The sequence below is a fragment of the Streptomyces sp. NBC_00322 genome, from assembly GCF_036147535.1.
Classification (GTDB): Bacteria; Actinomycetota; Actinomycetes; order Streptomycetales; family Streptomycetaceae; genus Streptomyces.
The window spans coordinates 1,199,415-1,224,663 of the sequence record NZ_CP108019.1; the positions used below are offsets into that span (position 1 = coordinate 1,199,415).

22 protein-coding genes and 1 pseudogene are annotated in these 25,249 nt (G+C 68.5%); 17 read left to right on the forward strand and 6 right to left on the reverse strand.

Annotated features, from left to right (window positions below; genetic code table 11):
• Positions 1-4: 4 nt before the first annotated feature.
• The 4 genes and pseudogenes from OG905_RS05340 to OG905_RS05355 all read left to right on the forward strand — a co-directional run bounded on the left by OG905_RS05340 (position 5) and on the right by OG905_RS05355 (position 2,896).
• A complete protein-coding gene (locus tag OG905_RS05340) occupies positions 5-913 on the forward strand; it encodes a hypothetical protein (protein WP_328666440.1) in 909 nt (302 codons plus the stop codon).
• Positions 903-1,112 carry a Trm112 family protein gene (locus OG905_RS05345; RefSeq protein ID WP_328666441.1) on the forward strand — a complete coding sequence of 70 codons (210 nt, stop codon included), beginning with the start codon at positions 903-905 and terminating at the stop codon, positions 1,110-1,112. The genes OG905_RS05340 and OG905_RS05345 overlap by 11 nt, the downstream gene beginning before the upstream one ends.
• A pseudogene (locus OG905_RS05350) lies at positions 1,109-1,684 on the forward strand (FkbM family methyltransferase); the annotation flags it as partial. The gene OG905_RS05345 and the pseudogene OG905_RS05350, both read left to right, overlap by 4 nt.
• Before the next feature lie 339 nt (positions 1,685-2,023).
• Positions 2,024-2,896, forward strand: a complete 873-nt coding sequence (locus OG905_RS05355; protein WP_328682052.1) for a universal stress protein — start codon at positions 2,024-2,026, stop codon at positions 2,894-2,896.
• An 83-nt stretch (positions 2,897-2,979) separates the two neighbouring features.
• On the opposite strand, the gene OG905_RS05360 is transcribed toward OG905_RS05355, so the two are convergent.
• Positions 2,980-3,879 (reverse strand): pyridoxamine 5'-phosphate oxidase family protein, encoded by a 900-nt coding sequence (locus OG905_RS05360; RefSeq protein ID WP_328666442.1) that lies wholly within the window; start codon positions 3,877-3,879, stop codon positions 2,980-2,982.
• A gap of 356 nt (positions 3,880-4,235) precedes the next feature.
• Between OG905_RS05360 and OG905_RS05365 the strand changes: the two genes are divergently transcribed.
• Positions 4,236-5,219, forward strand: a complete 984-nt coding sequence (locus tag OG905_RS05365) for an Acg family FMN-binding oxidoreductase (RefSeq protein ID WP_328666443.1) — start codon at positions 4,236-4,238, stop codon at positions 5,217-5,219.
• A gap of 301 nt (positions 5,220-5,520) precedes the next feature.
• Complete coding sequence (locus tag OG905_RS05370) at positions 5,521-6,222, forward strand: response regulator transcription factor (protein ID WP_328666444.1); 702 nt, start codon at positions 5,521-5,523, stop codon at positions 6,220-6,222.
• An 18-nt stretch (positions 6,223-6,240) separates the two neighbouring features.
• On the opposite strand, the gene OG905_RS05375 is transcribed toward OG905_RS05370, so the two are convergent.
• On the reverse strand, positions 6,241-7,983 hold the full coding sequence (locus OG905_RS05375; RefSeq protein ID WP_328682054.1) for a sensor histidine kinase: 1,743 nt from the start codon (positions 7,981-7,983) through the stop codon (positions 6,241-6,243).
• A gap of 127 nt (positions 7,984-8,110) precedes the next feature.
• On the opposite strand from OG905_RS05375, the gene OG905_RS05380 reads away from it, so the two are divergent.
• Positions 8,111-8,503 (forward strand): AraC family transcriptional regulator, encoded by a 393-nt coding sequence (locus tag OG905_RS05380; RefSeq protein WP_328666445.1) that lies wholly within the window; start codon positions 8,111-8,113, stop codon positions 8,501-8,503.
• An 83-nt stretch (positions 8,504-8,586) separates the two neighbouring features.
• Positions 8,587-8,997 carry a VOC family protein gene (locus OG905_RS05385; RefSeq protein WP_328666446.1) on the forward strand — a complete coding sequence of 137 codons (411 nt, stop codon included), beginning with the start codon at positions 8,587-8,589 and terminating at the stop codon, positions 8,995-8,997.
• 176 nt (positions 8,998-9,173) lie between these two features.
• Here the strand turns inward: OG905_RS05385 and OG905_RS05390 are convergent, their stop codons facing one another.
• On the reverse strand, positions 9,174-9,527 hold the full coding sequence (locus tag OG905_RS05390; RefSeq protein WP_328666447.1) for a CU044_2847 family protein: 354 nt from the start codon (positions 9,525-9,527) through the stop codon (positions 9,174-9,176).
• 400 nt (positions 9,528-9,927) lie between these two features.
• Here OG905_RS05390 and OG905_RS05395 point away from each other — a divergent pair, with 400 nt between their 5' ends.
• Positions 9,928-10,689, forward strand: coding sequence for a DeoR/GlpR family DNA-binding transcription regulator (locus OG905_RS05395; protein WP_328666448.1), 762 nt, complete (start codon positions 9,928-9,930; stop codon positions 10,687-10,689).
• A gap of 9 nt (positions 10,690-10,698) precedes the next feature.
• Here OG905_RS05395 and OG905_RS05400 read toward each other — a convergent pair whose 3' ends face one another.
• The 3 genes from OG905_RS05400 to OG905_RS05410 form a co-directional block, all read right to left on the reverse strand.
• Positions 10,699-10,854 carry a hypothetical protein gene (locus OG905_RS05400; RefSeq protein WP_328666449.1) on the reverse strand — a complete coding sequence of 52 codons (156 nt, stop codon included), beginning with the start codon at positions 10,852-10,854 and terminating at the stop codon, positions 10,699-10,701.
• 40 nt (positions 10,855-10,894) lie between these two features.
• Entirely contained in the window at positions 10,895-11,278 is a 384-nt protein-coding gene (locus tag OG905_RS05405; protein ID WP_328666450.1) for a VOC family protein, read from the reverse strand.
• A gap of 153 nt (positions 11,279-11,431) precedes the next feature.
• Positions 11,432-11,842 carry a Fur family transcriptional regulator gene (locus tag OG905_RS05410; RefSeq protein ID WP_328666451.1) on the reverse strand — a complete coding sequence of 137 codons (411 nt, stop codon included), beginning with the start codon at positions 11,840-11,842 and terminating at the stop codon, positions 11,432-11,434.
• A gap of 383 nt (positions 11,843-12,225) precedes the next feature.
• Here OG905_RS05410 and katG point away from each other — a divergent pair, with 383 nt between their 5' ends.
• The 8 genes from katG to OG905_RS05455 all read left to right on the forward strand — a co-directional run bounded on the left by katG (position 12,226) and on the right by OG905_RS05455 (position 25,238).
• Positions 12,226-14,457, forward strand: a complete 2,232-nt coding sequence (gene katG / locus OG905_RS05420) for a catalase/peroxidase HPI (protein WP_328666452.1) — start codon at positions 12,226-12,228, stop codon at positions 14,455-14,457.
• Between the two features lie 412 nt (positions 14,458-14,869).
• The gene (locus tag OG905_RS05425) at positions 14,870-15,697 is read left to right on the forward strand and encodes an FAD binding domain-containing protein (protein WP_328666453.1); all 828 of its coding nucleotides are present in this window, start codon (positions 14,870-14,872) and stop codon (positions 15,695-15,697) included.
• Positions 15,694-18,420 carry a molybdopterin-dependent oxidoreductase gene (locus OG905_RS05430; protein ID WP_328666454.1) on the forward strand — a complete coding sequence of 909 codons (2,727 nt, stop codon included), beginning with the start codon at positions 15,694-15,696 and terminating at the stop codon, positions 18,418-18,420. The genes OG905_RS05425 and OG905_RS05430 overlap by 4 nt, the downstream gene beginning before the upstream one ends.
• The gene (locus tag OG905_RS05435) at positions 18,417-19,388 is read left to right on the forward strand and encodes an antibiotic biosynthesis monooxygenase (RefSeq protein ID WP_328666455.1); all 972 of its coding nucleotides are present in this window, start codon (positions 18,417-18,419) and stop codon (positions 19,386-19,388) included. The genes OG905_RS05430 and OG905_RS05435 overlap by 4 nt, the downstream gene beginning before the upstream one ends.
• 300 nt (positions 19,389-19,688) lie before the next feature.
• The gene (locus OG905_RS05440; RefSeq protein WP_328666456.1) at positions 19,689-21,563 is read left to right on the forward strand and encodes a galactose oxidase-like domain-containing protein; all 1,875 of its coding nucleotides are present in this window, start codon (positions 19,689-19,691) and stop codon (positions 21,561-21,563) included.
• Between the two features lie 60 nt (positions 21,564-21,623).
• On the forward strand, positions 21,624-23,456 hold the full coding sequence (locus tag OG905_RS05445) for a Dyp-type peroxidase (protein ID WP_328666457.1): 1,833 nt from the start codon (positions 21,624-21,626) through the stop codon (positions 23,454-23,456).
• Between the two features lie 384 nt (positions 23,457-23,840).
• Positions 23,841-24,107, forward strand: a complete 267-nt coding sequence (locus tag OG905_RS05450; protein WP_328666458.1) for an SHOCT domain-containing protein — start codon at positions 23,841-23,843, stop codon at positions 24,105-24,107.
• Positions 24,108-24,332: 225 nt separating this feature from the next.
• Positions 24,333-25,238, forward strand: coding sequence for a universal stress protein (locus OG905_RS05455; RefSeq protein WP_328666459.1), 906 nt, complete (start codon positions 24,333-24,335; stop codon positions 25,236-25,238).
• Positions 25,239-25,249: the final 11 nt, after the last annotated feature.

Below are 25,249 nucleotides of genomic sequence, written 5' to 3' on the forward strand. Positions count from 1 at the left end.
CGCCATGTGGTGGGGGGTGGCATCGGCTCTGCTGGCCAACGTCTTCTACAGCACCGGCTTCGTACTGGAGAAGCGGGCACTGTCGGGCCTGCCGCGACTGAGTACCGGACAACCGGCGCGCGTCGTACGCCTGCTCATCGGCAGCCCGTTGTGGCTCGGCGGTTCGTTCGCGCTCGCCGCGGGCTTCGCCGCGCAGCTCGCCGTCTACCGCACCCTTCCCATCGCGGCCGCGCAGGGCATCTTCGTCTCCGGTCTCGTCCTACTGCTTCTGCTCTCCTCGGTCGTGCTGGGCGAGCGCCCCAGCGGCCGCGAGCGCCGGAGCGTGGTCGTGATCACCCTCGCCCTGCTGATGGTCGTGGCCTCCCTCCAGCAGTCCGACTCCGTGGGCGGACATGCCTCGTCCGGCCGTGTGCTGCTGATCTGCCTGCCCGCGCTCGCGGCGGGGCTGTGGCTGTACGGGTCCGTGGAACGCAGGGCACGCCGCCGTCACCGGCTGCCCACCGCGGGCGTCGAATACGGCGTGGCCGTCGGACTGTTGTACGGAGTCAGCTCGCTCGCCATCAAGGGCGTCTCCGGCCATCTGACGACCCGCGGGGTCCAAGGCGCGGCCTTCGGCCTGCTGAAGTCCCCGTATCCGTACATCCTGATCTTCACCGGAGTCACCGGGCTGATCCTGTCCCAGACCGCGCTGCAGCGCTGCCGGGCCTCTCTGATCGTGCCCGTGTGCACGACCGTCACCTGTCTGTTCACGGCCGCGCTTGGCACGTTCGTCTTCGGCGAGTCCCTGCCCGAAGACCCGCTGCGGCTCGCGCTGCGGCTCGGCGGCACGGCTCTCGCCGTATGTGTCCTGCTGATGCTTCCACGTCATGACGAACCCCCCACGCCGACAAAGGAGTTGGCCCATGAAGCCTGACGATCCGCTGCTCCGGATCATCGCCTGCCCGATCGACAAGGGACAGCTGACGCTGCTTCTTCCCGAGGAGGTCCTCTACAACCCGCGGCTGCGCCGGCGCTATCCGATCATCGACGGGATCCCCCAGTTGCTTCCCTCCTCGGGTACGAGGGTGCCCGACGAGGAGCACGAGCGGATCCTCAGGCGGATCGGTCCATGACCCTGGCCGCCCGGATCGCCCCTCGTCTGCCGCCTGCGCTGATCGCCACGGGCGTCGGTCTGCTGTATCCGCGGTACGAGCCGGAGCTGCGGCGGCTGGCGGACTTCTGCCCGGCCGGCGGCACGGCGGTGGATGTCGGCGGCTGGTACGGCCCGTGGTCCCGGCGGCTGGCCCGTCGGGCCGAGCGGGTGGTGGTGATCGAGCCGGTCCCCCACCTCGCCCGCGTGCTCGCCGCCACCACACCGGCCCATGTCGACGTGGTGAACGCGGCGGCCACGGACCACGACGGCGGCACGGCGCACCTGTGGCTGCCACCCGGCGACCGCGGCAACCGCGGTGTCTCCTCACTCGTCCGCAGGGACATCCACAGCAGATCGATACCCGTGCCGTGCGTCCGGATCGACAGCCTCGGCCTGACAGGCGTCACCCTGATCAAGATCGATGTGGACGGCAGCGAGCTGGACGTGCTGCGCGGCGCCGAGGAGATCCTGGTCCGTGACCGCCCGGCACTGTTCGTCGAACTGGAGGCCCGGATCGGGCCGGTGGACCCGGTACTGAACCTGCTCGCCCACCACGGCTACCGGGGCTGGGTGCTGCCGGGCCGCGACTGGCTGCCGCTGTCCGACTTCGACCTGCCGGGCCAGCAGTCGCTGACGGCACACGTCGCCGAGCACGGACTGCTGCGCCGCAGCCTGAGCCCCTTCCGGCGGCGGTACGTCAACTCGGTGCTCTTCCTCCACGGCTCCCTGCGGCCGGGCTGCGCGGAGGCGGCAGACCGGGGCCGTGGCGGCCGAATGGGTACCGATGTTGGGCCGACCGGCCCTCTGCCGACTGCCCCCGGTTCGGCGATGCTGAGGGAACAGAGGCCGGTTCGAGTGACCGTGCCGTCCACCCAGTACGGAGGCAGCCCCATGACCCGCGCGATCGCTGTAGGAGTGGACGGATCCCCGGAAAGCCTGGCCGCGGCCGACTGGGCAGCCCGCGAAGCGACACTCCGGGGACTGTCGCTCCGGATCGTGCACGCCTGGCTCTGGCAAGCGCTCGACGTGCCCGTGGTCCAGGACAGGGACGCGCAGACGCAATCGGCCAACGCGGTGGTAAGGGAAGCCGAGACGCAACTGGCCGGCCGGTACCCGGACTTGTCGGTGTCCGCCGAGGTGGTGCCCGACACCGCGGTTGCCGCGCTGCTCGCGGCGAACGAGGAAGCCGAGCTGCTGGTTCTGGGATCTCGGGGGCACGGCGCGCTCGTCGGCTTCATGCTCGGCTCGTACGGTCAGCAGGTGATCGCTGCCGCCACGCGTCCCGTGGTCTCGGTGCGGGCCCAAGCAGAGGACGCAGGCGAGCCGGAGGGCGCTGAGATCGTCGTAGGGCAGCAGGGCGGGGCGGAGGACAGCGACGCGGTGCTGGGATTCGCCTTCGAGGCCGCGGCAGTACGAGGAGCGACGGTGCGAGCCGTGCGGGCCTGGAGTCTGCCGCCCGTCTTCGCCCACAGCGCTGGTTCGATGTACCTGGCCGACGAGGCAGGGGGGCTGGAACCGTTCGAGAAGAAGGCGCTGGAGCAGGCGCTCGCCCCTTGGCGCGAGCGGTTTCCCGACGTGCCGGTGATCGAGCATGTCGAAATCGGGAGCGCGGGGCAGGTGCTCCTGTCGGCCGCCTCCCGTGCGCGGTTGCTCGTGGTGGGCCGCCGCGTACGCCGCTCCGCCATCGGTACGCACATCGGGTCCGTCGCCCATGCCGCCCTCCACCATGCGACCTGCCCCGTCGCGGTGGTTCCGCACGCTTGAGAGCCGCCGGTCGGCGCGGAGCCGGGAACGCGTCCGGCCCGAGGAGCAGCCAATAACCCGGCCCCTTGGAACGGGCCGGACAGTCACCGATCGGACGGGGTGATGCGGCGACCCGTGAGGCGCGTGGGCCGGATCGACACCCACAGCTCGCGCTCACCACCTGCCCAGGGATCGGTGTGGGCCCGCTCGGCCAGCTGCCGCATCGCGTCGGGCTCGGTAACCGCCTGTGCGGGGCCGACGGCGAGCACACTCCAGCCCTGGCTCATGGCCTCGTCCACATGGTCCACCTCGAAGGCGACGTCTGCTCCCACAGCCGCCGCCGCATCGGAGCCAGGGGCCGTCCTGAAGACGATCGCATCGTCGATGACCTCGTAGTTCACCGGAACGACCGCCGGGCCGTCGGGCGTCGACACCGCGACACGTCCGACGCCGTGCGTGGAAAGGCGGGCGCGGCATTCATCGACGGTGAGGTCCTCCAGCGTGGGGTGGCGGAGCGCCTGTCCCTGTCCGGGCGGCACGTCGACCCCGCCTCCCCGCAGGTCGGCGACCCCGGTCCCCAGGGCGTCGGCCAGCCTGATGAGAGTCGCCGGGCTCGGGTGGGCCGACCGCTCTTCGAGATACCTCAGGTATTCCGGGGCGATTCTGGCGCGGCGAGCCGCTTCCGTACGGGTCAGTCCCCGGCGCTTTCGTTCGAGGGCCACGCGCCGTCCGATGTCGCCGGGGTCAGGTGCTCGTAGGGACCGGGTGGTGTCGTCCGTCCCCGGGCGGGACGCATGCCGAAGCCTCTCCAGCCTGTGCTCACTGTGCCGAACATGCGCGTCGGGCCCTGGGAACACCAGCGTGATCTGTTCGGTGTCCGACCAGCGAACGTCGTAGGGAGGCGTGCCGTCCTCGTGGTGGAGTCCGACGATCTCGCCGTCCCGTCGGGTTGAGCCCGTGGTCGGGCTTTCCACCACGAGTTGATCACCAATGTGGGCTCGCATGACCATCACCGCCTTCCGGCCCCCTCGCAACCACCGTGCCACGCATGGCGTGCGGACGCATGGGGCGACGTGCCCTGCTGAGTCGGCTGCCCGGCCCTTGATCCCGGCGATGCGGCCGTGCGGTCGAACCGGGTGACCCGTACCGGATAGGTTCCGGCCGCGACCGGGAGGCGACATGGACTCCTGTCGAACTCCGCTCTGCGGTGTGGGCCGCACGGCCTGTGACTGGGGACATTCGGCCCCAGCGGCGCCCGTGGCCACGACCTGATGCTGGAGACAAGCCCCGAGGCCGGCCAGGTACACGAACCTGATCCTGCCTCGCAGGCGCACAGTGCTCCGCACGAAGGGAGGCCGTCGTGTCCGTGCCCGCTCTCGACACCACGACCATCGCCGCACTGGTGAAGGACGCCACCACCGCGCCGTCCATGCACAACGCCCAGCCGTGGCGGTTCCGGTTCCTGCGCGACTCCGGCACCGTCGAGCTGTGCGCCGATCCCGGACGTGCGATGCCACACGCCGATCCGGCCGGCCGCGCTCTCCACATCGGCTGCGGCGCCGCGCTGTTCACGCTGCGCGTCGCCGCCGCGCACGCGGGCCGGGAGCCGCATGTCCGGCTGCTGCCCGACCCTGAGCGCCCTCACCTCCTCGCGACGGTGGACCTGTCCGCGCCCGCCGAGCCCGGCGGCACTCTCGTCGGCCTGTACCCCGCCATCGCCCGCCGGCACACCAGCCGCTACCCCTTCGCGGACACGCCGATCCCCACCCCCGTACGGGAGGACCTGCGCGAAGCCGCACGGTTGGAGGGGGCCGCGCTGGACTTCCCAGGGCCCTGGCACGTGCGGTTTCTGCTGGACCTGGTGGAGGACGCGGAGGGGCTCGACATGATGGACCCCGACCGCCTCGCCGAGGTGGAGCAATGGACGCGCATCGGCGCGGAGACGGCTGCCGACGACGGTGTTCCCGAGTACGCCTTCGGGCCGCGCCGACGCAGCGGCAGGGCACCCGTCCGTGACTTCGCGGGTCGGCGTCACCCGGCGGACCTGGGCACCACGGACTTCGAAGAGAAGCCCCAGCTCGCCCTGCTGGGAACGGAGACCGACCGCCCCGGCGACTGGCTGCGCGCGGGCCAGGCCCTGCAGCGAGTGCTGCTCCGGGCCACCAACCACGAGCTGGTCTGTTCCCTCACCACCCAGGCTCTCGAATGGCGCGACCTGCGCTGGGCAGCACGCGAACCGCTCTCGACGATGGCGCACGTCCATCTGACGCTCCGCCTCGGCTACGGCCCCGTGGGCCCGACAAGCCCTCGCCGGCCCGTGCGGGAGGTACTGGACTTCGTATGAGCCCGCCTTCGGGTACTCAACGAGGAACTCCAGGAAGACGCAGGCCGCCGGTTGGGCAGGTGATCGCCCACCGGCTGCATGCCGCCAGGACCCGGCTGCTCGACGTGTAGCCCCCTACGGCAGCGGCAGTCCACGATGACCGCGCCCCCGGTGCCGCGGCGCCTTGGAATCCAGGCGGGGCCGATCGGGACCTCCACCGGACGCAAGTAGGGCCGGTCGGCCCTGGTACTCCTGCCCGGGCAGGGCAATGATCGTCTCAGCAGTCCGCACTACGGGAGAGATCACGACCGAGGGGCCCGTCATGACCGAGGCACGGAAATTCACGGCGGAGGATCCGGTACAGGTGTTCCTCGTCGACGACCACGAGGTCGTACGCCGTGGACTGACCGATCTCCTCGACGCCGAGCCGGACATCACCGTGGTCGGTGACGCGGGCAGCGTCGAACAGGCTCTGGCGCGCGGCCCGGCGCTGCGCCCGCACGTGGCCGTGCTCGACGTACGCCTGCCCGACGGCGACGGTATCGGTGTGTGCCGTGAACTGCGCAGCCGTATGCCGGAGTTGGCCTGCCTGATGCTGACTTCGTTCGACGACGAGGACGCCCTGCTCGACGCGATCATGGCCGGTGCGGCGGGCTACGTACTCAAGCAGATCAAGGGGTCCGATCTGGTGGCCGCGGTGCGTACGGTCGCTTCGGGCCAGTCCATGCTCGACCCGGCCACGACGGCCCGGCTGATGAGCAGCCTGCGCGCGGAGCCCACCGGCACGGAAGCCGTGGCGCCTGCGCTGGCGGGCCTCTCTCCACGCGAGCGGGACATTCTCGCGTTGATCGGGGAGGGGCTCACCAATCGGCAGATCGGCAAGCGGCTGTATCTGTCCGAGAAGACGGTGAAGAACCACATCTCCCGCCTGCTGGCCAAGCTGGGCGTCCAGCGCCGCGTCCAGGCCGCGGTCCTCGCGACCCAGTTGGAGCAGCCCGAGGCCACGGACCGCCGTTCCCGCTGAAGCGGGCGGGCGGACCTTCTAGGACGGCGAGGATCCGTCGTGGCGCACCGGCACCCGCCAGCGCAGCTGGGTGCCGCCGCCTTCCGGCCGTTCACCGAGCGACAACCCGCCGCCGAGTCCGGCGGCACGCTCCTGAAGGTTCTTCAGTCCGCTGCGTACGACGTCCGCCGGGACGCCGCAGCCGTCGTCCGTCACGGTGAGCGTCAACTCCCCGTCGGCGCACCGCAGATGGACATCGACGGCCCGTGCGCCGGAATGGCGGGCCGCGTTGCTGAGCGCCTCTGCGAGCACCGCAACCGCGTGATCCGCGACCGCGCCGGGGACGTCGGTGTCGACGAGCCCTTCGATCCGCAGCCCGGGAGAGAAGCCGAACGAGGCTGCCGAGGCCTTCACCGCCGAGGTGAAACGGCCTCGCAACCCGCCCTCCCCGCCACCCCCGGCGTGGGTCCGCAGCCCGAAGATCGTCGACCGAATGATCTTGATGGTGTCGTCCAGGTCGTCGATGGCCCGGGCGAGCCGCTCGGTCGCCTCCGGGTGCTCCACGAAGCGCTGTGCGCTTTGCAGCGTCATGCCCGTCGCGAAAAGCCGCTGGATGGCGAGATCGTGCAGATCACGCGCAATGCGGTCGCGGTCCTGGAGCAGCGCGATCTTCTCCGCGTCACTGCGCCGCTCGGCCAGCTCCATCGCCAGCGCCGCCTGCCCGGCGAAACCGAGCAGAGGGTCGGCCTCCGCCTCGGTGAAGGAGGCACGGTCCGGCGTACGGCCCAGCAGTAGCACACCGCGTGTCGCTCCGCCGCTGCCGAGGGGCACCGCGACCACGGGCCCGAGCCCGGCCCACTGCGGCTCGTCGCGGCCGGTGCGCGGATCCTGCCCGATGTGGGCGCTGATCACCGGTTCCGACGCTGCGAACGCCGCTCCGATGAAACCGTCCCCCGTCGACAGCACCATCCCGCTGCGACGCCCCGCGGCGGGCCCGGCCGCCAGCGCCGGCCGCAGACTGCCCTCCCCCGCGTCACGCTCCGCGACCATCCCCATGTCCGCGGACGCGATCGCCCGGGCCTCCTCGACGATCAGCTGCAGCACCTCGCCCCGCGGTGCTCCCGACAGCAGGGTGCTGGTGACCTCCGCGCTCGCCCGCTGCCAGCGCTCCCGGAGCCTGGCCTCCTCGTACAGTCGCGCGTTCTCGATGGCGACCCCGGCGGCCACGGCAAGCGTCGACAGCACGGCCTCGTCCTCGGCGTCGAACTCCTTGGCGCTGCGTTTCTCGGTGAGGTAGATGTTCCCGAACACCTTGTCGCGGACCCGGATGGGTACACCGAGGAACGAGTGCATGGGGGGATGGTGCGGCGGAAATCCGTACGAGGCCGGGTGATCGGCGAGCTCGGCCAGCCGCAGCGGCTCCGGGTGCCGGATCAGCTCCCCGAGGATCCCGTGCCCACTGGGCAGGGCCCCGATCTCTGCCCGCCGCTCGTCGTCGATGCCGACCGGCAGGAACTGCGCGAGCTTGTGCTCGTCGCCGATCACGCCCAGCGCGCCGTACTCGGCGTCCACCAGCACCACGGCGGCCTCGACGATGCTCCGCAGCGCCTGAGGCAGATCCAGCTCCCGCCCCACCGACAGCACCGCCTCGAGCAGGCCGTGCACCCGGTCGCGCGTCCCACGCACCGCGTCGATGCGCACCTGGAGCTCTTCCAGCAGCTCGTCCAGCCGCAGCTTGGGCAGCTGCTCGGCCACCGTGCGCCCTTCCCTGCCGCTGCCCATCATTCCTCCGGCCGCCTCACGCAGACGGGGCGTTGGTGACCCCGTAGGCAACGGTAGTCGCTCCGCAGGCCGCCCAGCATGGCGTCGGACCTGTCACGGACGGCGGTGAACGTGGTGGGATGGCGCCGTGAGCCGCGCTGCAGAAGAGACCAACCGCCGCATGCTTCGGGCACGGGATGCGATGGACCGCGCCTACGCGCAGCCGCTGGACGTCCCGGCCCTGGCCAGGATCGCCCATGTGTCCCAGGCGCACTTCACGCGCACCTTCCGGGCCACGTTCGGCGAGACGCCGCACCGCTACCTGCAGCGCCGACGTGTCGAGCGTGCGATGTTCCTGCTGCGGGAGACCGACCGCAGCGTGACGGACATCTGCTACCAAGTCGGCTTCGGCAGCCCGGGAACCTTCAGCCGTACGTTCCGCGACATCGTCGGCCGGTCACCGAGGACGTACCGCAAGGAGGCGGCGGCCACGGGCGTACCGACATGCTTCACGATGGCGTGGACGCGGCCGAGCGCGTGACAGTCCCACTGCCCGTCCGTCTGTCCGTCGACCGAGCAGTTTTGGATAAGTTTTCGTGCCGCGTTCCCACTAGCGTGATGCACATGTTGAACGCCATCACACACTCACAGATCTACGTCCTCGACCAGGACGAGGCCCTCGACTTCTACGTCGGCAAGCTTGGCCTGGAGGTCAACGCCGATGTCGACATGGGCTTCATGCGCTGGCTGACCGTCAGCGTCCCCGGTCACCCCGAGCGCCAGATCCTGCTGGAGAAGCCGGGCCCTCCCGCGATGTCCGACGAGACGGCGCAGCAGGTCCGCGAGCTGGTCACCAAGGGCGTCATGGGTGGCCATCTCATCTTCAGCACGGACGACTGCCGCAAGACGTACGAGACGCTGCTGGGCCGGGGCGTCGAGTTCACCGAGGAACCCACCGATCGCCCGTACGGAACCGACTGCGGCCTCCGCGACCCCTTCGGCAACCACATCCGTCTCACCCAGCCGAAGGCCTGAGGACAGGTCTCGCCACGGGATGCCGGTCCCGCCGGCGGAAGAGAATGCCGGCCGGCGGACCGCCTCCGGGAACAGACGCGTCCGCCGGTGCGCGGCACCCCCGCAATCGGTGGTGGCCCTGCCGGCCACCACCGCCGTCGGCGCCGTTGTGCCGTCACCCACTTCGAGGTCTCATTTCATCCCGCCGGCGCGCCCGCGGGGGCCGTGCCGTCGGGCCCATCGTCCTTTCGCCAGGTCAAGGTGACTTTGAGATCCGCCGCTGCGTCGGCCGAGACCAGCAGACTGGTGAGCTGACCGGACTTGGCAGAGACGTTGATGCCGAACTCGACGGTGACCTCGGCCGGGTTGACGGCTTGCACCGCGTTGAGCACGCCCTGCGAGATACCTTGAAGCGAGTCCATGACCTGGCGGAAATGGCGGGTCGGGTCGGCGACGTCCCTGGACTCGCCCCCGCCCACGTCGTTCCGTACCTCGATGACAGCGTCGTTCGGCAGCAGGACTTCCGTCGTGTTCAGGCCCAGTTCGTCCATGGGATTCCTTTGCAACTCTCGTGTCTCGCGGTCAGGTTCTTCGATTTCTTCGATGCGTGAGCGGACAGGACCTAGGTGCCGGTCCGGCCCGCCGGGCGCAGCAGGCCACCGCGGCTGAGGGACGACCCCGGGTATCCCGGCAGTGGCTCCCGCTTCCCCCGGCGGCGCGGTGCGCGAGAGCCGCCAGGCTCACCGATGGCGTCCCATGCCCGGGCTGTCGTCCGATGCCCGCCAACCACCCGGTCCTCGTTGCCGTTCGGCGCGAGGGTAACCTCGAAACCGAGAAACCCCGCAACCTGACACCGTTGTCCTGAGGGACGCGCTTCGGCGGCGACGGGGCGTCGGGGCGTCCTGAGAGCGCTCCACGCCCCGAGCACTGATGCACAGTGAGGAGAAAGACGTGGACGGCGAGGAGCGTCGACGTGCCATTCTCGCGGTTGCCCGACGCAACGGATCGATGGAAGTCGCCGCCGTCGCGGCGGAGTTGATGGTTTCCCCGGAGACCGTGCGGCGGGATCTGCGGGTACTGGAGGAGAACGGGCTGGTCCGGCGTACGCACGGAGGGGCCTACCCTGTCGAGAGCGCCGGATTCGAGACGACGCTCGCAGCCCGCACCACCCGGTACGTACCGCAGAAGGCCCGCATCGCAGCGGCAGCCGTCGAGTTGCTCGGCGAGGCGGAGACCGTCTTCATCGACGAGGGCTTCACCCCGCAGCTCATCGCCGAGGCGTTGCCCCAGGACCGGCCGCTGACCGTCGTCACCGCGTCACTCGCCACCGCCGGCTCGCTGGCCGGGCGGGAGCACACACAGGTACTGCTGCTGGGCGGGCGGGTGCGGGGCAACACACTGGCCACGGTGGATCACTGGGTGACCGGGATGCTGACCGGCCTGGTGATCGATCTGGCGTATGTCGGGGCCAACGGCATCTCGCGGGAGTACGGGCTGACGACGCCCGATCCCGCGGTTGGGCATGTGAAGGCGCAGGCCATGAAGTCGGCCCGGCGCCGGATATTTTCCGGCATACACACCAAGTTCGGCGCGGTGAGTTTCTGCCGGTTCGCCGAGGTACCGGATTTCGAGGCCATCATCACCGACACCTCGCTCTCGGCCGTGGAGGCCCAGCGCTTTGCGCAGCTGGGCCCCCAGGTCATCCGGGTGTGAGCGGTCCGCTCAGGCCTTCTTGGCCACCGCCGGGTCGGACGGCAGGTCGTCCGGCAGCAGGGTCCGCAGGTAGTCCACGGTGGGGGCGCGCAGGCCGCCGAGGCGCCGGGCCTGGTGGGTGATCATCGTCTCCAGGAGCTGGCGGGCCAGCCGGGCGAGCGGCATCTATCGCGGGGCGGATGCTGGGCTTGAGCGAGGACTGAGGTTACGAGGACAATGCGGCCCGTTCGGATTCGGCCAGCAATATGCAGAACTCGTTGCCCTCCGGGTCGGCGAGAACGACCCAGCCCCAGCCGTCGGGCTTGCGGCGATCGGCGACCAGGGAGGCGCCCAGCTTCAGCAGCCGCTCAACCTCTGCGTCCCGCGAGGTGTCCGGGCGCAGGCACAGATGGAGCCTGTTCTTGGCCGGCTTCGGCTCGGGAACCTCGTTGAAGTGCAAGGCCGGGCCGCCAGGCAGCATGATCTCGGTCTCGTCGTCACCCGGTTCGTCCTCGGGATCCAGCGGGTGTCCGGTCACATCGCTCCAGAACCGCGCCAGTTGGTAGGCGTTTGAACAGTCGATCGCTATGTTCGTCACCGTTGAGGCCATGCGCGCGATCATGTCCGAGCGGCGCCCCGCTCGCCACCGGAATATTGCCGCACTGTGGCCTACTACTGCGGCCGAGAAGCACTCCTCGATTGCACCGCGGGCGCCGACGGCCCGCACGGCCTCCGCCATCAACCGTGACGAAGGCACTCCCCCCTAGGCGCAGGATGGGCACAGTCCGCGGTAGGTGACCTCGACCTCGGACACCGTGAAGCCGAACCGTTCCCCTGCCGGGAGGTCGGCCAGCGGGTTGCCGGTCGGGTGGACATCGCGGATGGTGCCGCAGTTCGAGCACACCAGGTGCTGGTGCGGATGGTGTGCGTTGGGGTCGTAGCGCTTGGCGCGGCCTTCGGTGCAGACCTCTATGACCTCACCGAGCAAGACCAACTCGCCCAGAGCGTTGTAGACGGTCGCCCGGGAGATCTCGGGCAACCGTTGTGCCGCGTGGGCATGCACCTCGTCGGCCGTGAGATGCACATGGTCGCCGTCGAGGACCTCCGCAACGACGCGCCGCTGGGACGTCATCCGCCAGCCACGCCCCCGCAGTCGCTCCAGCAGGTCACTCATATCGGTTCACCTATTCAGGTTCGGTGGGATACCCGAAGTTTACCGGTGGACATCCGGGTTCCGATGGGGTACGGGTTTGGCGCCCTTATTGACTTGGATTCTGTCCATTGTAGGATCGGTTCCGGCGATAGCCAAGGGACAGGAAGACTCCAGTACGGCAGGAGACAGAGACGTGACGGCCGGCCGCCAGGCCCGGTGCGAGGGACGTGTCGTGTCGTCGCCGACGTCGACTGCGCGGTCGGCGAGACGCCTGCCTGACCCAGTCCGACGACCCCGGCTTCTCGATCCACGAGGCCGAGGTCACCTACTGGGGCCCGTGCCCCGACTGTTCCACCGCCCGCAGTTCCTGAGCACCATGATCCGCCTGGTCCGGAAGGATTCCCATGTCTGAGAACCACGATGCAATCGTCACAGACGCGAAAACGGAGGATGGGGGTGGCTGCCCGGTCGCGCACGGGCGCGCCCCGCACCCGACCCAGGGCGGCGGAAACCGCCAGTGGTGGCCGGAGCGGCTCAACCTGAAGATCCTCGCCAAGAACCCCGCCGTGGCCAACCCCCTCGGCGAAGAGTTCGACTACGCCGAGGCGTTCAAGACCCTGGACCTCCCCGCGGTGAAGCGCGACATCGCGGAGGTGCTGACGACCTCGCAGGACTGGTGGCCCGCCGATTTCGGGCACTACGGCCCGTTCATGATCCGTATGGCGTGGCACAGCGCGGGCACCTACCGGATCAGCGACGGCCGCGGCGGCGCCGGGGCCGGCCAGCAGCGCTTCGCCCCCCTCAACAGCTGGCCGGACAACGGGAACCTGGACAAGGCCCGCCGCCTGCTGTGGCCGGTCAAGAAGAAGTACGGCCAGAGCCTCTCCTGGGCCGACCTCATGATCCTCGCCGGCAACGTCGCCCTGGAGTCGATGGGCTTCGAGACCTTCGGCTTCGGCGGCGGCCGCGCGGACGTCTGGGAGCCCGACGAGGACGTGTACTGGGGTCCCGAGAAGGTCTGGCTCGACGACGAGCGCTACACCGGCGACCGGGAGCTGGAGAACCCCCTCGGCGCGGTGCAGATGGGGCTCATCTACGTCAACCCGGAGGGCCCGAACGGCAACCCGGACCCGATCGCCGCGGCCCGCGACATCCGCGAGACGTTCCGCCGGATGGCGATGAACGACGAGGAGACGGTCGCCCTGATCGCGGGCGGTCACACCTTCGGCAAGACCCACGGCGCGGGCCCGGCGGATCACGTGGGCGCCGACCCCGAGGCCGCCTCCATCGAGGAGCAGGGCCTCGGCTGGAAGAGCACCTACGGCACCGGCAAGGGCGCCGACGCGATCACCAGTGGCCTCGAGGTCACCTGGACCAGCACGCCGACCCAGTGGAGCAACAGCTTCTTCCAGAACCTGTTCGGCTACGAGTGGGAGCTGACGGCAAGCCCCGCCGGCGCACACCAGTGGGTGGCGAAGGACGGTGCCGGTGCGGGCACCATCCCCCACGCCCACGACGCGTCGAAGAGCCTGGCCCCGACGATGCTGACGACCGACCTCTCGCTCCGGTTCGACCCGGCCTACGAGCAGATCTCGCGGCGCTTCCTGGAGAACCCCGACGAGTTCGCGGACGCCTTCGCCCGCGCGTGGTTCAAGCTGACCCACCGCGACATGGGCCCGGTCGTGCGCTACCTCGGCCCGGAGGTCCCGTCCGAGACGCTGGTGTGGCAGGACCCCCTGCCCGCCGTGACGCACGAGCTTGTCGACGCCGCGGACATCGCGTCCCTCAAGGCTCAGGTCCTCGCCTCGGGCCTGTCGGTGTCCCAGCTCGTGTCCGCCGCGTGGGCGTCGGCCTCGTCCTTCCGCGGAAGTGACAAGCGCGGCGGCGCCAACGGTGCGCGCATCCGCCTCCAGCCGCAGAGCGGGTGGGAGGTCAACGAGCCCGACGAGCTGGCGACGGTTCTGCGCAGCCTGGAGGGCATTCAGGAGTCCTTCAACGCGGCCCAGTCCGGCGGCAAGCAGGTCTCGATCGCCGACCTGATCGTGCTCGCCGGCGGTGCGGGCGTCGAGAAGGCCGCCAAGGACGCCGGTTTCGACATCGAGGTCCCCTTCACGCCGGGCCGCGTGGACGCGTCGCAGGAGCAGACCGACGTCGAGTCGTTCGCCGCGCTCGAGCCGACCGCCGACGGGTTCCGCAACTACCTCGGCAAGGGCAACCGCCTGCCGGCCGAGTACCTGCTGATCGACAAGGCGAACCTGCTGACGCTGAGCGCCCCCGAACTGACGGTTCTCATCGGCGGCCTGCGCGTCCTGGGCGCGAACCACCAGCAGTCGTCGCTCGGCGTCCTCACCACGACCCCCGGGTCCCTGACCAATGACTTCTTCGTCAACCTGCTCGACCTGGGCACGACGTGGAAGGCGACGTCCGGGGACCAGAACACGTTCGAGGGGCGCGACGCCGCCACGGGCGAGGTCAAGTGGACCGGCACCCGTGCCGACCTCGTCTTCGGCTCGAACTCCGAGCTGCGCGCGCTCGCGGAGGTCTACGCGAGCGATGACGCGAAGGCGAAGTTCGTGAACGACTTCGTCGCGGCGTGGGACAAGGTGATGAACCTCGACCGGTTCGACCGCGTCTGATCCCGCCTGATCATGACGTCCAGGCCGGCCCGCGCGGGCCGGCCTGGACGTCCTCAGCCCGAAGGATCTCGCGGAGTCTGCTCGGCATCGCGAGCACATGACCACCAACCGGGCAGCACGACTTTGCGCCCAAGCCCCGACTTGGCAGGGCAGGCCACTTCTGCGATACGCTTGACAGGAATCTCTGCGCCCGCCGGTTCTTTCTCCAGCAGTTCGGCCGCAGCGGCCACAATTCGATTGTGTCGCTCCGGTTTCGCCTCTCCCGGCGCGCATCGTGACCCGTCGACATTTCGACGAGTGTCGAGCCGAATGTCCGCAATCGAAAAATGAACGCGCACAGCGCCACGCGCAGGTTGATCGAGTCCGGTAGGCGGTCGCCGCACGATAATCGTCGTGAGGGAGCTCGGTTCCCATGGACCTCAACACCGTCTCCGAAGTCATCCGGCGACCCTCCGATCGGCCAGGTGTGGACTGGCGCGAAGGCGACGCCTGGCTCGCAGGCGGAACGTGGCTGTTTTCCACGGAGCAGCCAAGGCTGCGCCGCCTGATCGACCTGACAGCGTTGGGTTGGAAGCCCCTCGTCCCGAGCGACGCGGGCCTCGAAATCGGCGCAACGTGCACCATCCGCGACCTGTATTCCTTTAAGCCGCTGGGTGATTGGATCGCGGGCAGCCTTTTCGCGAAAAGCTGCGATGCGTTCTTGTCCTCGTTCAAAGTCTGGAGCTCTGCGACCGTCGGGGGCAACATCTGTATGTCCCTGCCTGCCGGCCCCATGATCACGCTGACGGTCGCACTCGAAGCACAGTACGAGCTGTGGGCTCCTGACGGGTCCGTGCGCATCGTCGATGCCCTCGACTTCGTGACGGGCAACAATGAGAACGTTCTTGCTCCCGGGGAAATCCTGCGGCGCATCGACATTCCGGCTCGCGCCCTGAGGAAACGCACAGCGCACCGCCGCTTCACGCTGACCCACCTCGGCCGTTCAACGGTATTCCTCATCGGTACTCAAACTCCGGGAATGAGCGACCTGCTGCTCACCGTCACAGCCGGCACTACACGGCCTGTGCGCGATGCTTTCGACACCATGCCCGATGCCCGAACTCTGCAGCAGAGCATCGACGTTGTTCCCGCCGACGTCTGGTTCGCCGATCCCAACGGAACCCGCGGCCACCGTCGCCACCTGACCAAGCACTTCGCCGAGGAGATTCGTCGCGAGCTCATGGCTGGGGGCCTGGCATGACATACGTCGTGAACGGCACGAGCTTCGACGAGGACCCGGACCCCGGCCAGTGCCTGCGCACTTTCCTGCGCTCACTCGGCCAGTACGGCGTCAAAAAGGGGTGCGACGCAGGCGATTGCGGCGCATGCACGGTGTGGTTGGACGGCACTCCGGTACACAGCTGCATCACCCCTGCTTTCCGCGCAGACGGTCGTGAGGTGACGACCATCGAGGGTCTCGGATCACCGGGCAACCTGCATCCAATGCAGCGACAGTTCCGCGACGCCCCGGGGTTCCAGTGCGGTTTCTGCACCGCAGGGATGATCATGACGTCGGCAACGTTCACCGAGGCCCAGAAAGAGGATTTGCCACGGGCGCTGAAGGGCAACCTCTGCCGCTGCACCGGCTATCGAGGGATCGAGGATGCCGTGAAGGGCGTCGTCGGGGTAGAGACAGCCGCGCCGGGAAAGGCCGTCGGGACGAGCGTCGCTGCGCCTGCAGCCAACGACGTGGTCACCGGTCGCGCCGAGTTCACGATGGACACCCTCATCGAAGGCATGCTGCACCTCAAGGTGCTGCACTCACCACACGCGCACGCCCGGATCGTCTCGATCGACAAGACCGCCGCACTCGCGGTTCCCGGCGTGCATCGGGTCTACACCTGGGAAGATGTGCCGCGCCGGCGTTTTACTACGGCGATCCACACCGACCATCTTGTCGATCCGGACGACACCTTCATCCTCGACAACACGGTCCGCTTCGTCGGCCAACGCGTCGTTGCGGTCCTGGCCGACACGGTCGGGGCGGCAGAAGAGGGCTGCCGCAGGGTCGTCGTCGAATACGAGGTAATGCCGGCGGTATTCGACCCCGAAGAGGCAATGGCCGAGGGGGCGCCACAACTGCACGGCGCGGACGATCCATTCGTCCGCGATCCCGCACACAACATCCTGCTCGAGATCCATTCGCACATCGGAGATGTCGACGCAGGGTTCGCCGAAGCCGACGTGATCCACGAAGGCACGTACTCGTCACCGCGAGTGCAACACGCGCATCTCGAGACCCACGGCTCGATTGCCTGGATGGAGAACGGTCGCCTGAACGTCCGCACCAGTTCGCAGTCACCGTCGATCGCGAAAGTCAAACTCGCATCTCTCTTCGCGCTGCGTCCGGACCAGCTCCGCGTGTTCTGCAAACGCGTCGGCGGCGGCTTCGGCGGCAAACAGGAAGTGATCTCGGAGGATCTGGTCGCGCTCGCCACCCTGGACACCGGGCGACCTGTCTGCTTCGAGTACACCCGCGAGGAGGAGTTCACAACGGCTTCGCCACGGCATCCGATGACGTTGACGGTCAAGCTCGGCGCGAAGGCAGACGGTACGCTCACGGCGTTCCAAGTCCGCAATGTGTCGAACACGGGCGCCTACGGCAACCACGGCGGCGAAACGCTGTATGCAGGCGGCTCCGCCGTCATGACCTACCGATGCCCCAACAAGAAGTACGACGCGCTCTCCGTCTATACGAACACCATTCCGAGCGGGGCACTGCGCGGTTACGGGATGACGCAACCGGCGTTCGCCGTGGAATCGGCGATGCACGAACTGGCACGCGCCTTGCACATCGATCCGCTCGAACTGAGGCGTCGCAATATCGTGCGACCGGGCGATCCGCTCGTCGCCATGCATGACGGCCCCGACGATGTGCTGTTCACCGAGGACGGACTCGCGAAGTGCATCGATCTGGTGGATGACGCCTTGGCCCGTACCGCCGATGAGCCGCCCCCCGGCCCCGAGTGGCTCGTCGGGTCCGGCGTCGCGAGTTCATTGCACGAGACCGCGCCCCCGACCGAACACATCTCAGAGGCCTGGGTCACGCTCGGCGACGACCTCATGTACGAGTTGGCCGTCGGAACAGTCGAATTCGGCGAGGGTACGTCGACCGCGCATGTCCAGATCGCGGCCAACCAGCTGGGCACGACGCCGTCACGAATTCGCCTGGTGCAGTCCGACACCGACCGCACGGGATTCGACACCGGTGCGTTTGCCAGTGCGGGTCTTTTTGTGTCGGGCAACGCGGTACTTCGAGCGGCCAATGCCGTGCGCGACCGCATCCTGGAATTTGCCGCCGCGCACACGGGTGTCCATGTCGTGATGTGCTCGATGGACGACGCGGGTGTCGTCTGCGGCGACCAGCGCGTGTCGTTGGCCGAGCTCGTCGCATGGGCCCGGGCGCGCGGAATTCGATTCACGGCCGCCCGCAAGGCCTACGGCTCACCCCGAAGCGTCGTCTCCAATACGCAGGGGTTCCGCATCGCAGTCCATCGGGTGACGGGTGAGATCCGTATCCTTTACAGCGTCCAGGCGACCGACGCAGGCGCGGTCATCAACCCCGCGCAAGTCCGGGGACAGATAGAAGGCGGTGTCGCCCAGGGAATCGGCTTCGCGCTGACCGAGAATTACCAGGTCGACGCGAACGGTGTCATGGTCAACCCGAATTTTCGCAACTACCGCATCCCCACCTACGCCGATATCCCCCGCACCGACGTGCTCCTGGCGGACTCGGCGGATTCCGTCGGGCCCATGCGGTCGAAGGGGATGGCAGAGTGCTGTATCAACCCGGTGGCTCCCGCGTTGGCGAATGCGCTCCACGACGCCACGGGCGTCCGCTACCGCGCGCTGCCCCTGACGCCGGAACGAATTTACAGCCGGCTCAACGAAAACCAGTCGATACCGACGGGCCTGGTCCAATGAACACCGAAAAGCTCGAAGAGGTCGCGGCGACGGGAATCATCGGTCTGAAGGTTCTGCCCGGACTGGAGCGGGAGTACGAAGCGTGGCAGGAGGACGTCAACGCCGCTGCCGCCGACTACGCCGGGTACCTCGGCGCCGAGATCTTCCCGCCGACACCCCGGCAACCCGACTGGGTTGTCGTATACCGATTCGACTCGATAGCCCATCTGCATGCGTGGATCAACAGCGAAACCAGGCAGCGGCTTCTCGACATCGGCAGCAAATATTTCGACGGTCCCGCAACCCAGCAGGTTGTCAGCGGCGGCACGCAACCAACGGATCCGCTCGTGACCGTTGTGGTTACCCACCGCGTGCACCCGAACCACGTCGACGACTTTCTCGATTGGCAGCGCCACATGAGCCACGAGGAGAGCAAATTCGAAGGCTTTCGCGGCACCGAGCTTTTCCGCCCGATCGAGGGGCTTCAGGACGAATGGACGACGCTGTACCGATTCGACAACGCCGAGCACCTCGATGCCTGGCTGACGTCGTCGAAGCGGCAGGAAGTTCTCACTGAGGGCGAGAAGTTCAACGACTTCAAACTGCGCACGATCGACAACTCGTTCGGCAGCTGGTTCGCCTTCGAAGAGGACGGCAAGGAAGCGCCACCGCCCTCGGAAACCAAAACCGCCATCGCGGTCTGGGTCGGCTTGTATCCGACCGTTGTGCTGCTGACGCTCGCCCTGTCGCCGCTGGGGATGCCGCTCTGGCTCGGACTGCTGGTGGGCAACCTGTTTTCGAGCTTCATCATGAGCTTCCTCACGATGCCCTACTACGTGAACCGGCTGCTCAAGCGGTGGCTGAGGCCGTCACCGGACGAACCGGCGACGAGGACCAACCTCGTGGGCCTCGGCATCGTCGCCGCGGTGACCGTGTTCTGGAGCGTTGTCTTCTACCTCGTTACGACCCAGATCTGGACGCTGCCCTGAGCGGACAGCCGGCCCCGTCGTAGCCCTTCACCTCGCCGAAGCGTGAGCCTGTCATCAAGTCCGAGCGTGGCCCGGCGGGCAGTCCCCCGCCTCCACGTTGCGGGTCGCCCCACCCCCTGACAGGCCCGGCAGCCCACGCCCGCCCGGTCGACACGCTCACTTCCTGCGTTTGCACATGATTACCCTCTGTGTTCACATGTCACCGTCAGTCACATTCGGCCTATTCCGTTCGCATATTCACCACCCGCCCCCAGGGGCAACGGTCATGCACACGGAGGCCGACACGCCACGAGGAGTCCCATGTCACGACCACGACTGTCCAGGCTGATCTCCGCCTGCGCCGTCATCTCCGCCCTGACCACCCCCCTCGTCACTGTCCTCCCTGCCGCCGCTCACGACGGCGCGTCGGACCCGCGTTCCCTCTCCCGGGAGACGGAAGGCGACACCGGCGGCAAAGTCGCCGTTGACCAGGCCGAGGCCGCCGTCCTGGGGCAGGAGCACGCCGAGACGCACGCCAGGGCCCGCAAGGGCGCCGAGGACCTCGGTGACTACTCGCAGCCGATGCGTACGGCACGCCTGGAGTCGCTCACCAAGTCCCAGGCGAAGCACAACGCCGCGTTCAGCGCGCAGGAGTACGGCGTCTTCAAGGAGTATTTCCCCTCACCCGACTTCGCCGTCCACGTCGCTCAACTGCCCACCGGCAAGGTCCTGATGTTCTCCTTCGAGAGGATCGAGACCAACCCCACGAAGGAGACCGCCCCCACCCAGATCATCGGCAAGGCGAACGCGGGCCGGGCGCATCTGTGGGACCCGGCCAAGGGCCGCGGCCCGGACGCGTTCAAGGAGGTCACACCACCCACCGTGATGATGCCGGACGGCAAGAACGAAGCTCGTCCCGCGCCGTTCTTCTGCGCCGGTCACGCCTTCCTGCCCAACGGGATGCTCGGCGTATTCGGCGGCAATCTCGGCGGCAACCACGGCTCCGGCGCCAAGCTGTCCCTCGTCTTCGACCCCTGGACGGAAACCTGGTCGATCAACGAGCAGATGTCCGTGGGCCGCTGGTATCCGAGTGCCGTGACCGGCGCCGACGGGCGGATCCTCATCATGTCCGGGCAGTCGGAGCTCGGCTGGGGCACGCCCACGCCCATCGTGGAGCGCTTCCCGGCACTCGGCCTCCCGGTCCCGACCACGAAGACCGACGTCCCCGAGAACGTGCCCGTGGACGTCTTCAAGGCGGAAGCCCCGTACAAGCACGACTATCCGCATCTGTTCTCGTTGCGTGACGGCAAGATCTACGGCCTCGGCCGCGATCGCGACCAGCAGTGGCTCTTCAACCCGGTCACCGAGACCCGCACGAGCCTGGCCGACCGGCCCGGCGTCCTCCTGCGCAACTACGGTTCCGCGGTGCCGCTGCCCGCCGGTTTCAAGGGCCCCGACTCCGTCCTCGTCCTCGGCGGCGACCGGGACGACCCGAACACGTACCAGCTCGTCGGCGGCCAGTGGAAGACGAAGGACGCCCGTGCCTTCGGCCGTACGCAGGACGACACCCTGATCCTGCCCGACGGCACGCTGTTCACCGTCAACGGCTCCTACGACATCCGCGACTACGGGAACGGGCTCTACAACCCCAACGCCGACCTGAAGTACCGGCAGACCGAGATGCGCGACACCGACGGCAACTGGAAGCTCGGGCCCGCCCAGCGGCTGCCGCGCGGCTACCACTCCAACGCCGTGGTCCTGCCCGACGGACGCATCATGGTCACCGGCGACGAGGCGCAGCAGATCGCCAACGACCCCGACATCAAAGACGACATGGACGGCTCCATCGAGATCTACGAGCCGGCCTATCTGCACAACGGCGAGCGTCCCGACCTCTCCGCGGTGCCCCGGCGCACGGTCGGCTACGACGACCGGTTCACGGTCACGACCTCGGACGCCGAGGACGTCAAGCGGGCCGTCCTGCTGGCCCCGACGACCGCGACCCACTCGGTGAACTTCAGCCAGCGCCATCTCGACGTCCGCATCAAGAGCCGGAGCGACGGCTCCCTCGAACTGCAGGCGCCGCCCACGGCGGAAGCCGCGCCACCGGGCTACTACATGCTCTTCCTCCTCAACGAGGACGGCGTACCGAGCGTCGCCAAGTTCGTGTCCTTCGGCCCGCCGAACACAGGCTGACGCCGCCCGCTGCCCTTCGCAGGAATCCCATCCCCAAGAACCCGAGGAACTGGAGACACGATGACAGACCTGACACTGCGGGAAAGCACGGAAATCCAGGGCGATGTGATCGCCGGCTTCAAGAAGGACCACGTACAGCTGCTGTTCCTGAAGTTCGACGATGCGACACGGGCACGCACCTGGCTGCGTCGCCTGAAGCCGCGCATTGCCACGACCCGGCAGGTCGCCGCGTTCAACGCGGCCTTCAGCAAGGCACGCGGCAACACCGGCGGTGACGACCCCAAGGCTCTCACCGCCGTATGGCGCAGCGTCAGCTTCACCCATGGCGGCATGCAGACACTGACGGGCAAGGACCCTTTCCCCGGTACGGCGGAAGGCACGACACAGCACGCGTTCAAGCAGGGCTCCGCCGTACGCGCCGGAATGCTCGGGGACACCGGGGAGAACTCCCCGGAGAACTGGCTCTTCGGCGACAGCAACGCGCAGCCCGTCCATGCGGTGCTCACCATCGCGGCCGACAGGGTCGCGGACCTCCGGGCGGCCCTCGCCCAGGAGCGGCAGGAAGCCTCCGTCCACAAGGTGGTGATCATCTTCGAGCAGGACGGTGGGACCCTGCTCGGGGACCGGAGGGGCAAGGAGCACTTCGGCTTCAAGGACGGCGTCAGCGAGCCGGCCGTCGAGGGATTCGACGAGCCCGACCCCATGCGCCCGGAGTGGAAGAAGGGACACCCGGGCACCCGGATCATCCCGGCCGGTGAGTTCGTCGTCGGTGAGGAGTCCGTCAGCGGCAAGCCCTCCGGTCTGCCGGAGTGGGCACGGAACGGCTCGTTCCACGTGGTTCGCAGGCTCGGCCAGGACGTTCCAGGCTGGTGGGCACAGATCGGGACACGGCTGAAGGAGCTGAAGAACGCGAAGGCCGTGCCCCCGGAGGCCACCACGGAGTGGCTGGCGGCCCGGATGGTCGGGCGCTGGCGTTCGGGCACGCCCGTGGCGAAGTGTCCGCATGCCGACATGCCCTCCGACCCGGAAGCGGCGAACGACAACGACATCAGCTTTGCGAACGACCTGGAGGGGGAGATCACGCCGCTGTTCTCCCACCTCCGCAAGACCAACCCCCGTGACGGGCTCCTGTTCCAGCAGGGCCAGACACCCGTACCGGAGAAGGGCAACCTCGACGGCCGGCGCATCATGCGCCGCGGCATCCCCTACGGCCTGCCCTTCGACCCGGCGGGAGCGGGCGGCCACGGTCCTGACGCCGCTCGCGGTCTGGTCTTCGTCAGCTACCAGGCCGACCTGGTAAGGCAGTTCGAGTTCATCCAGAAGGACTGGGTCGTCGACACCGGCTTCCCGAAGCGTGATCCAAAGGTCGGCGCGGACCCGATGATCGGCCCGACGACCGATGTCACCTTCGCCGACAAGCAGGTGCGGTTCGAGCAGTTCGTACGGACCGAAGGAGCGGTGTACGCGTTCACGCCGTCACTGTCGACCCTCGACCGCCTGGCCGACGGCAAACTGTCGGACGAAGCCCCGAAGATCAAGGTCCGGGTCACGGAGGAAGGCAACCACGAGATCTCCGCCGTCTCCATCTTGGACATCGGTGACGAGGTCGACGCGGGCAAGGCGAAGCTGACACTCCAGGACGACGGCAAGCTCGTGGTCTTCGACGAGAGGGAGGACCCCCGCTGGGCCTCCAACAACCCGGCCACGCCGGGCGCTCGCGCCGTCTTCCAGGAGGACGGCAACCTGGTGATCTACACGCCGGACAACCAGCCTGTGTGGGCCTCGGCGACCGCCGGCAACCCGGGCGCGAAGCTCGCGGTCCAGGCCGACGGCAACGTGGTGATCTACACCAGCACGGGCGACCCCGTCTGGCACACCAAGACCCGGCACTGACCGCCGTGAATGGGAACAGTCCGCCGGAGCACCGGCGGGCTGTTCCCGTACGTCATGCCCGTGGTGGGCGTCGCTACCCACAGAACTCGTCAAGCGCAACCCGACCTTGGGCTGCCAGCGCAACGAGGCATGAACAGCTGCGACTCGTTCCCGGCGTCAGGGTCGGTCGCTTGAAGGCGCTGGCAGCCTGCGCTCGGGTCACGCCACGCTTCCGCCGCTCGTCGGCCTCCGTCCCCGCACGGTAGGGGCTGACCGGCCCAACAGCCCGGGACCAGTGGACTCTGCGCCCACCGACCAACATCCAGCGACGATGGCAGTGACGCATGAGCCAAGCCGGACGGCGGGTCCGCATCCGCCGTCCGGGCGACCGGGGATGTGATCACGATGATGTTCTGGTTCGACCACGGCGTCAGCGGCTGGGGCTGGTTCGCAATGTCGGCCAGCATGATCCTTTTCTGGGTGCTGATCATCACCGTTGCCGTTCTGCTCTTCCGCACACTGAGTCAGACTCCCGAGCACACCCACAGCCCGAACGTGCCGTCACCGGAGCAGGTGCTTGCCGAGCGGTTCGCCCGTGGCGAGATCGACGAGGAGGAGTACCGCCGGCGCCGCGCCACACTGCACGCCTCCGGTCCACCCACCAAGCCTTGACCCGCAGGCCGCAGCCCGCTTGGCAGGGGCCGATCGGGCGGGCCGAGGTCCGAACGGCCCTCTGGTCGTTCCCGGTCGGCCCTATCCGTCGTACGGCTCGTGACGGACGCTCATGACAAGGAATCGCGGACCGCTGCGGTGTGCCTGAGAGTGGATAGGCCGGTGCACCGAGCGCCGAGCGGACCTGTGCGGGTCCGCGCGGGCCGGCCGAAGGAGGTCCCGACCATGACTGGAACCGTCACCGCGGGCCTGGACGGCTCGCCGCAAAGTATCGCCGCGGCCCATTGGGCGGCACGTGAGGCCGAGTTGCGCCAAGACCGCCTGCACCTCGTCCATGCGGACGATTGGCCCACGACGGCGTTGGTCCGCCTGGTCAGCCCGGATGAGCAACGCCGATGGGCCGACACCCTCCTGAGCCGCACCTCCGACGAACTGCGAAAGCGCCATCCGGGCCTGGAGATCACCACGAGCCGGCTGTCCGGGCGGCCCGCGGCCTCCCTGCCCGCCGAGGCTTCGAAGGCGGAGATGCTGGTGATCGGTTCGCTCCGGCTGACGGGGGTGCCGGGCTCTCTCATCGGTTCCGTCGCCATGGCAACGATCAGTGCCACGGAACGGCCCGTGGTACTCGTCAGGGCCGCCACTTCGAAGGGCAAGGGGGAGACCGGTCCGGGTACAGGCGACGAACCGGTCGAGGGCACGGGCCCGTACCGGGAAGTGCTGGTCGGCGTGGACATCGATCAATCCTGCGACGGACTCCTGGCCTTCGCCTTCGACGAGGCCGCACAGCGCGGGTGCACGCTGCGGGTCGTCCACGCCTGGAGCCTGCCTCTCGGCTTCACCTACACGCCGGCCCTCGATCCGGGGATCCCATCGGACGTGGAACGGGGGGTGGCCAAGACACTCAGCGACCTGCTGCTCCCATGGCGAGAGAAGTTCCCGTCGGTGAACGTCGTCGAGAAGGCCGTCGTCGGACCTGTCGCGCAGCACGTGCTGGATGCGGCCGCCTCCGCGGACTTGGTGGTCGTCGGCCGCCGTATCCGGCGCAGTCCCGTCGGTGCGCACATCGGCCACGTAGCCCATGCAGTGATGCACCACGCCGACGCACCCGTCGCGGTCGTCGCCCATCACTGACGATGCGTGGG

Excerpts from the sequence above, each read along its gene's own strand:
- OG905_RS05405 (WP_328666450.1), bottom strand. The coding sequence starts at position 11,278 with ATGGCCTCAACGGTGACGAACATAGCGATCGACTGTTCAAACGCCTAC.
- OG905_RS05370 (WP_328666444.1), top strand. The coding sequence starts at position 5,521 with ATGACCGAGGCACGGAAATTCACGGCGGAGGATCCGGTACAGGTGTTC.
- OG905_RS05425 (WP_328666453.1), top strand. The coding sequence starts at position 14,870 with ATGGACCTCAACACCGTCTCCGAAGTCATCCGGCGACCCTCCGATCGG.
- OG905_RS05430 (WP_328666454.1), top strand. The coding sequence starts at position 15,694 with ATGACATACGTCGTGAACGGCACGAGCTTCGACGAGGACCCGGACCCC.
- OG905_RS05400 (WP_328666449.1), bottom strand. The coding sequence starts at position 10,854 with ATGCCGCTCGCCCGGCTGGCCCGCCAGCTCCTGGAGACGATGATCACC.
- OG905_RS05355 (WP_328682052.1), top strand. The coding sequence starts at position 2,024 with ATGACCCGCGCGATCGCTGTAGGAGTGGACGGATCCCCGGAAAGCCTG.
- OG905_RS05390 (WP_328666447.1), bottom strand. The coding sequence starts at position 9,527 with ATGGACGAACTGGGCCTGAACACGACGGAAGTCCTGCTGCCGAACGAC.
- OG905_RS05345 (WP_328666441.1), top strand. The coding sequence starts at position 903 with ATGAAGCCTGACGATCCGCTGCTCCGGATCATCGCCTGCCCGATCGAC.
- OG905_RS05375 (WP_328682054.1), bottom strand. The coding sequence starts at position 7,983 with ATGGGCAGCGGCAGGGAAGGGCGCACGGTGGCCGAGCAGCTGCCCAAG.
- OG905_RS05385 (WP_328666446.1), top strand. The coding sequence starts at position 8,587 with ATGTTGAACGCCATCACACACTCACAGATCTACGTCCTCGACCAGGAC.
- OG905_RS05360 (WP_328666442.1), bottom strand. The coding sequence starts at position 3,879 with ATGCGAGCCCACATTGGTGATCAACTCGTGGTGGAAAGCCCGACCACG.
- katG (WP_328666452.1), top strand. The coding sequence starts at position 12,226 with ATGTCTGAGAACCACGATGCAATCGTCACAGACGCGAAAACGGAGGAT.
- OG905_RS05410 (WP_328666451.1), bottom strand. The coding sequence starts at position 11,842 with ATGAGTGACCTGCTGGAGCGACTGCGGGGGCGTGGCTGGCGGATGACG.
- OG905_RS05435 (WP_328666455.1), top strand. The coding sequence starts at position 18,417 with ATGAACACCGAAAAGCTCGAAGAGGTCGCGGCGACGGGAATCATCGGT.
- OG905_RS05445 (WP_328666457.1), top strand. The coding sequence starts at position 21,624 with ATGACAGACCTGACACTGCGGGAAAGCACGGAAATCCAGGGCGATGTG.
- OG905_RS05340 (WP_328666440.1), top strand. The coding sequence starts at position 5 with ATGTGGTGGGGGGTGGCATCGGCTCTGCTGGCCAACGTCTTCTACAGC.
- OG905_RS05455 (WP_328666459.1), top strand. The coding sequence starts at position 24,333 with ATGACTGGAACCGTCACCGCGGGCCTGGACGGCTCGCCGCAAAGTATC.
- OG905_RS05450 (WP_328666458.1), top strand. The coding sequence starts at position 23,841 with ATGATGTTCTGGTTCGACCACGGCGTCAGCGGCTGGGGCTGGTTCGCA.
- OG905_RS05440 (WP_328666456.1), top strand. The coding sequence starts at position 19,689 with ATGTCACGACCACGACTGTCCAGGCTGATCTCCGCCTGCGCCGTCATC.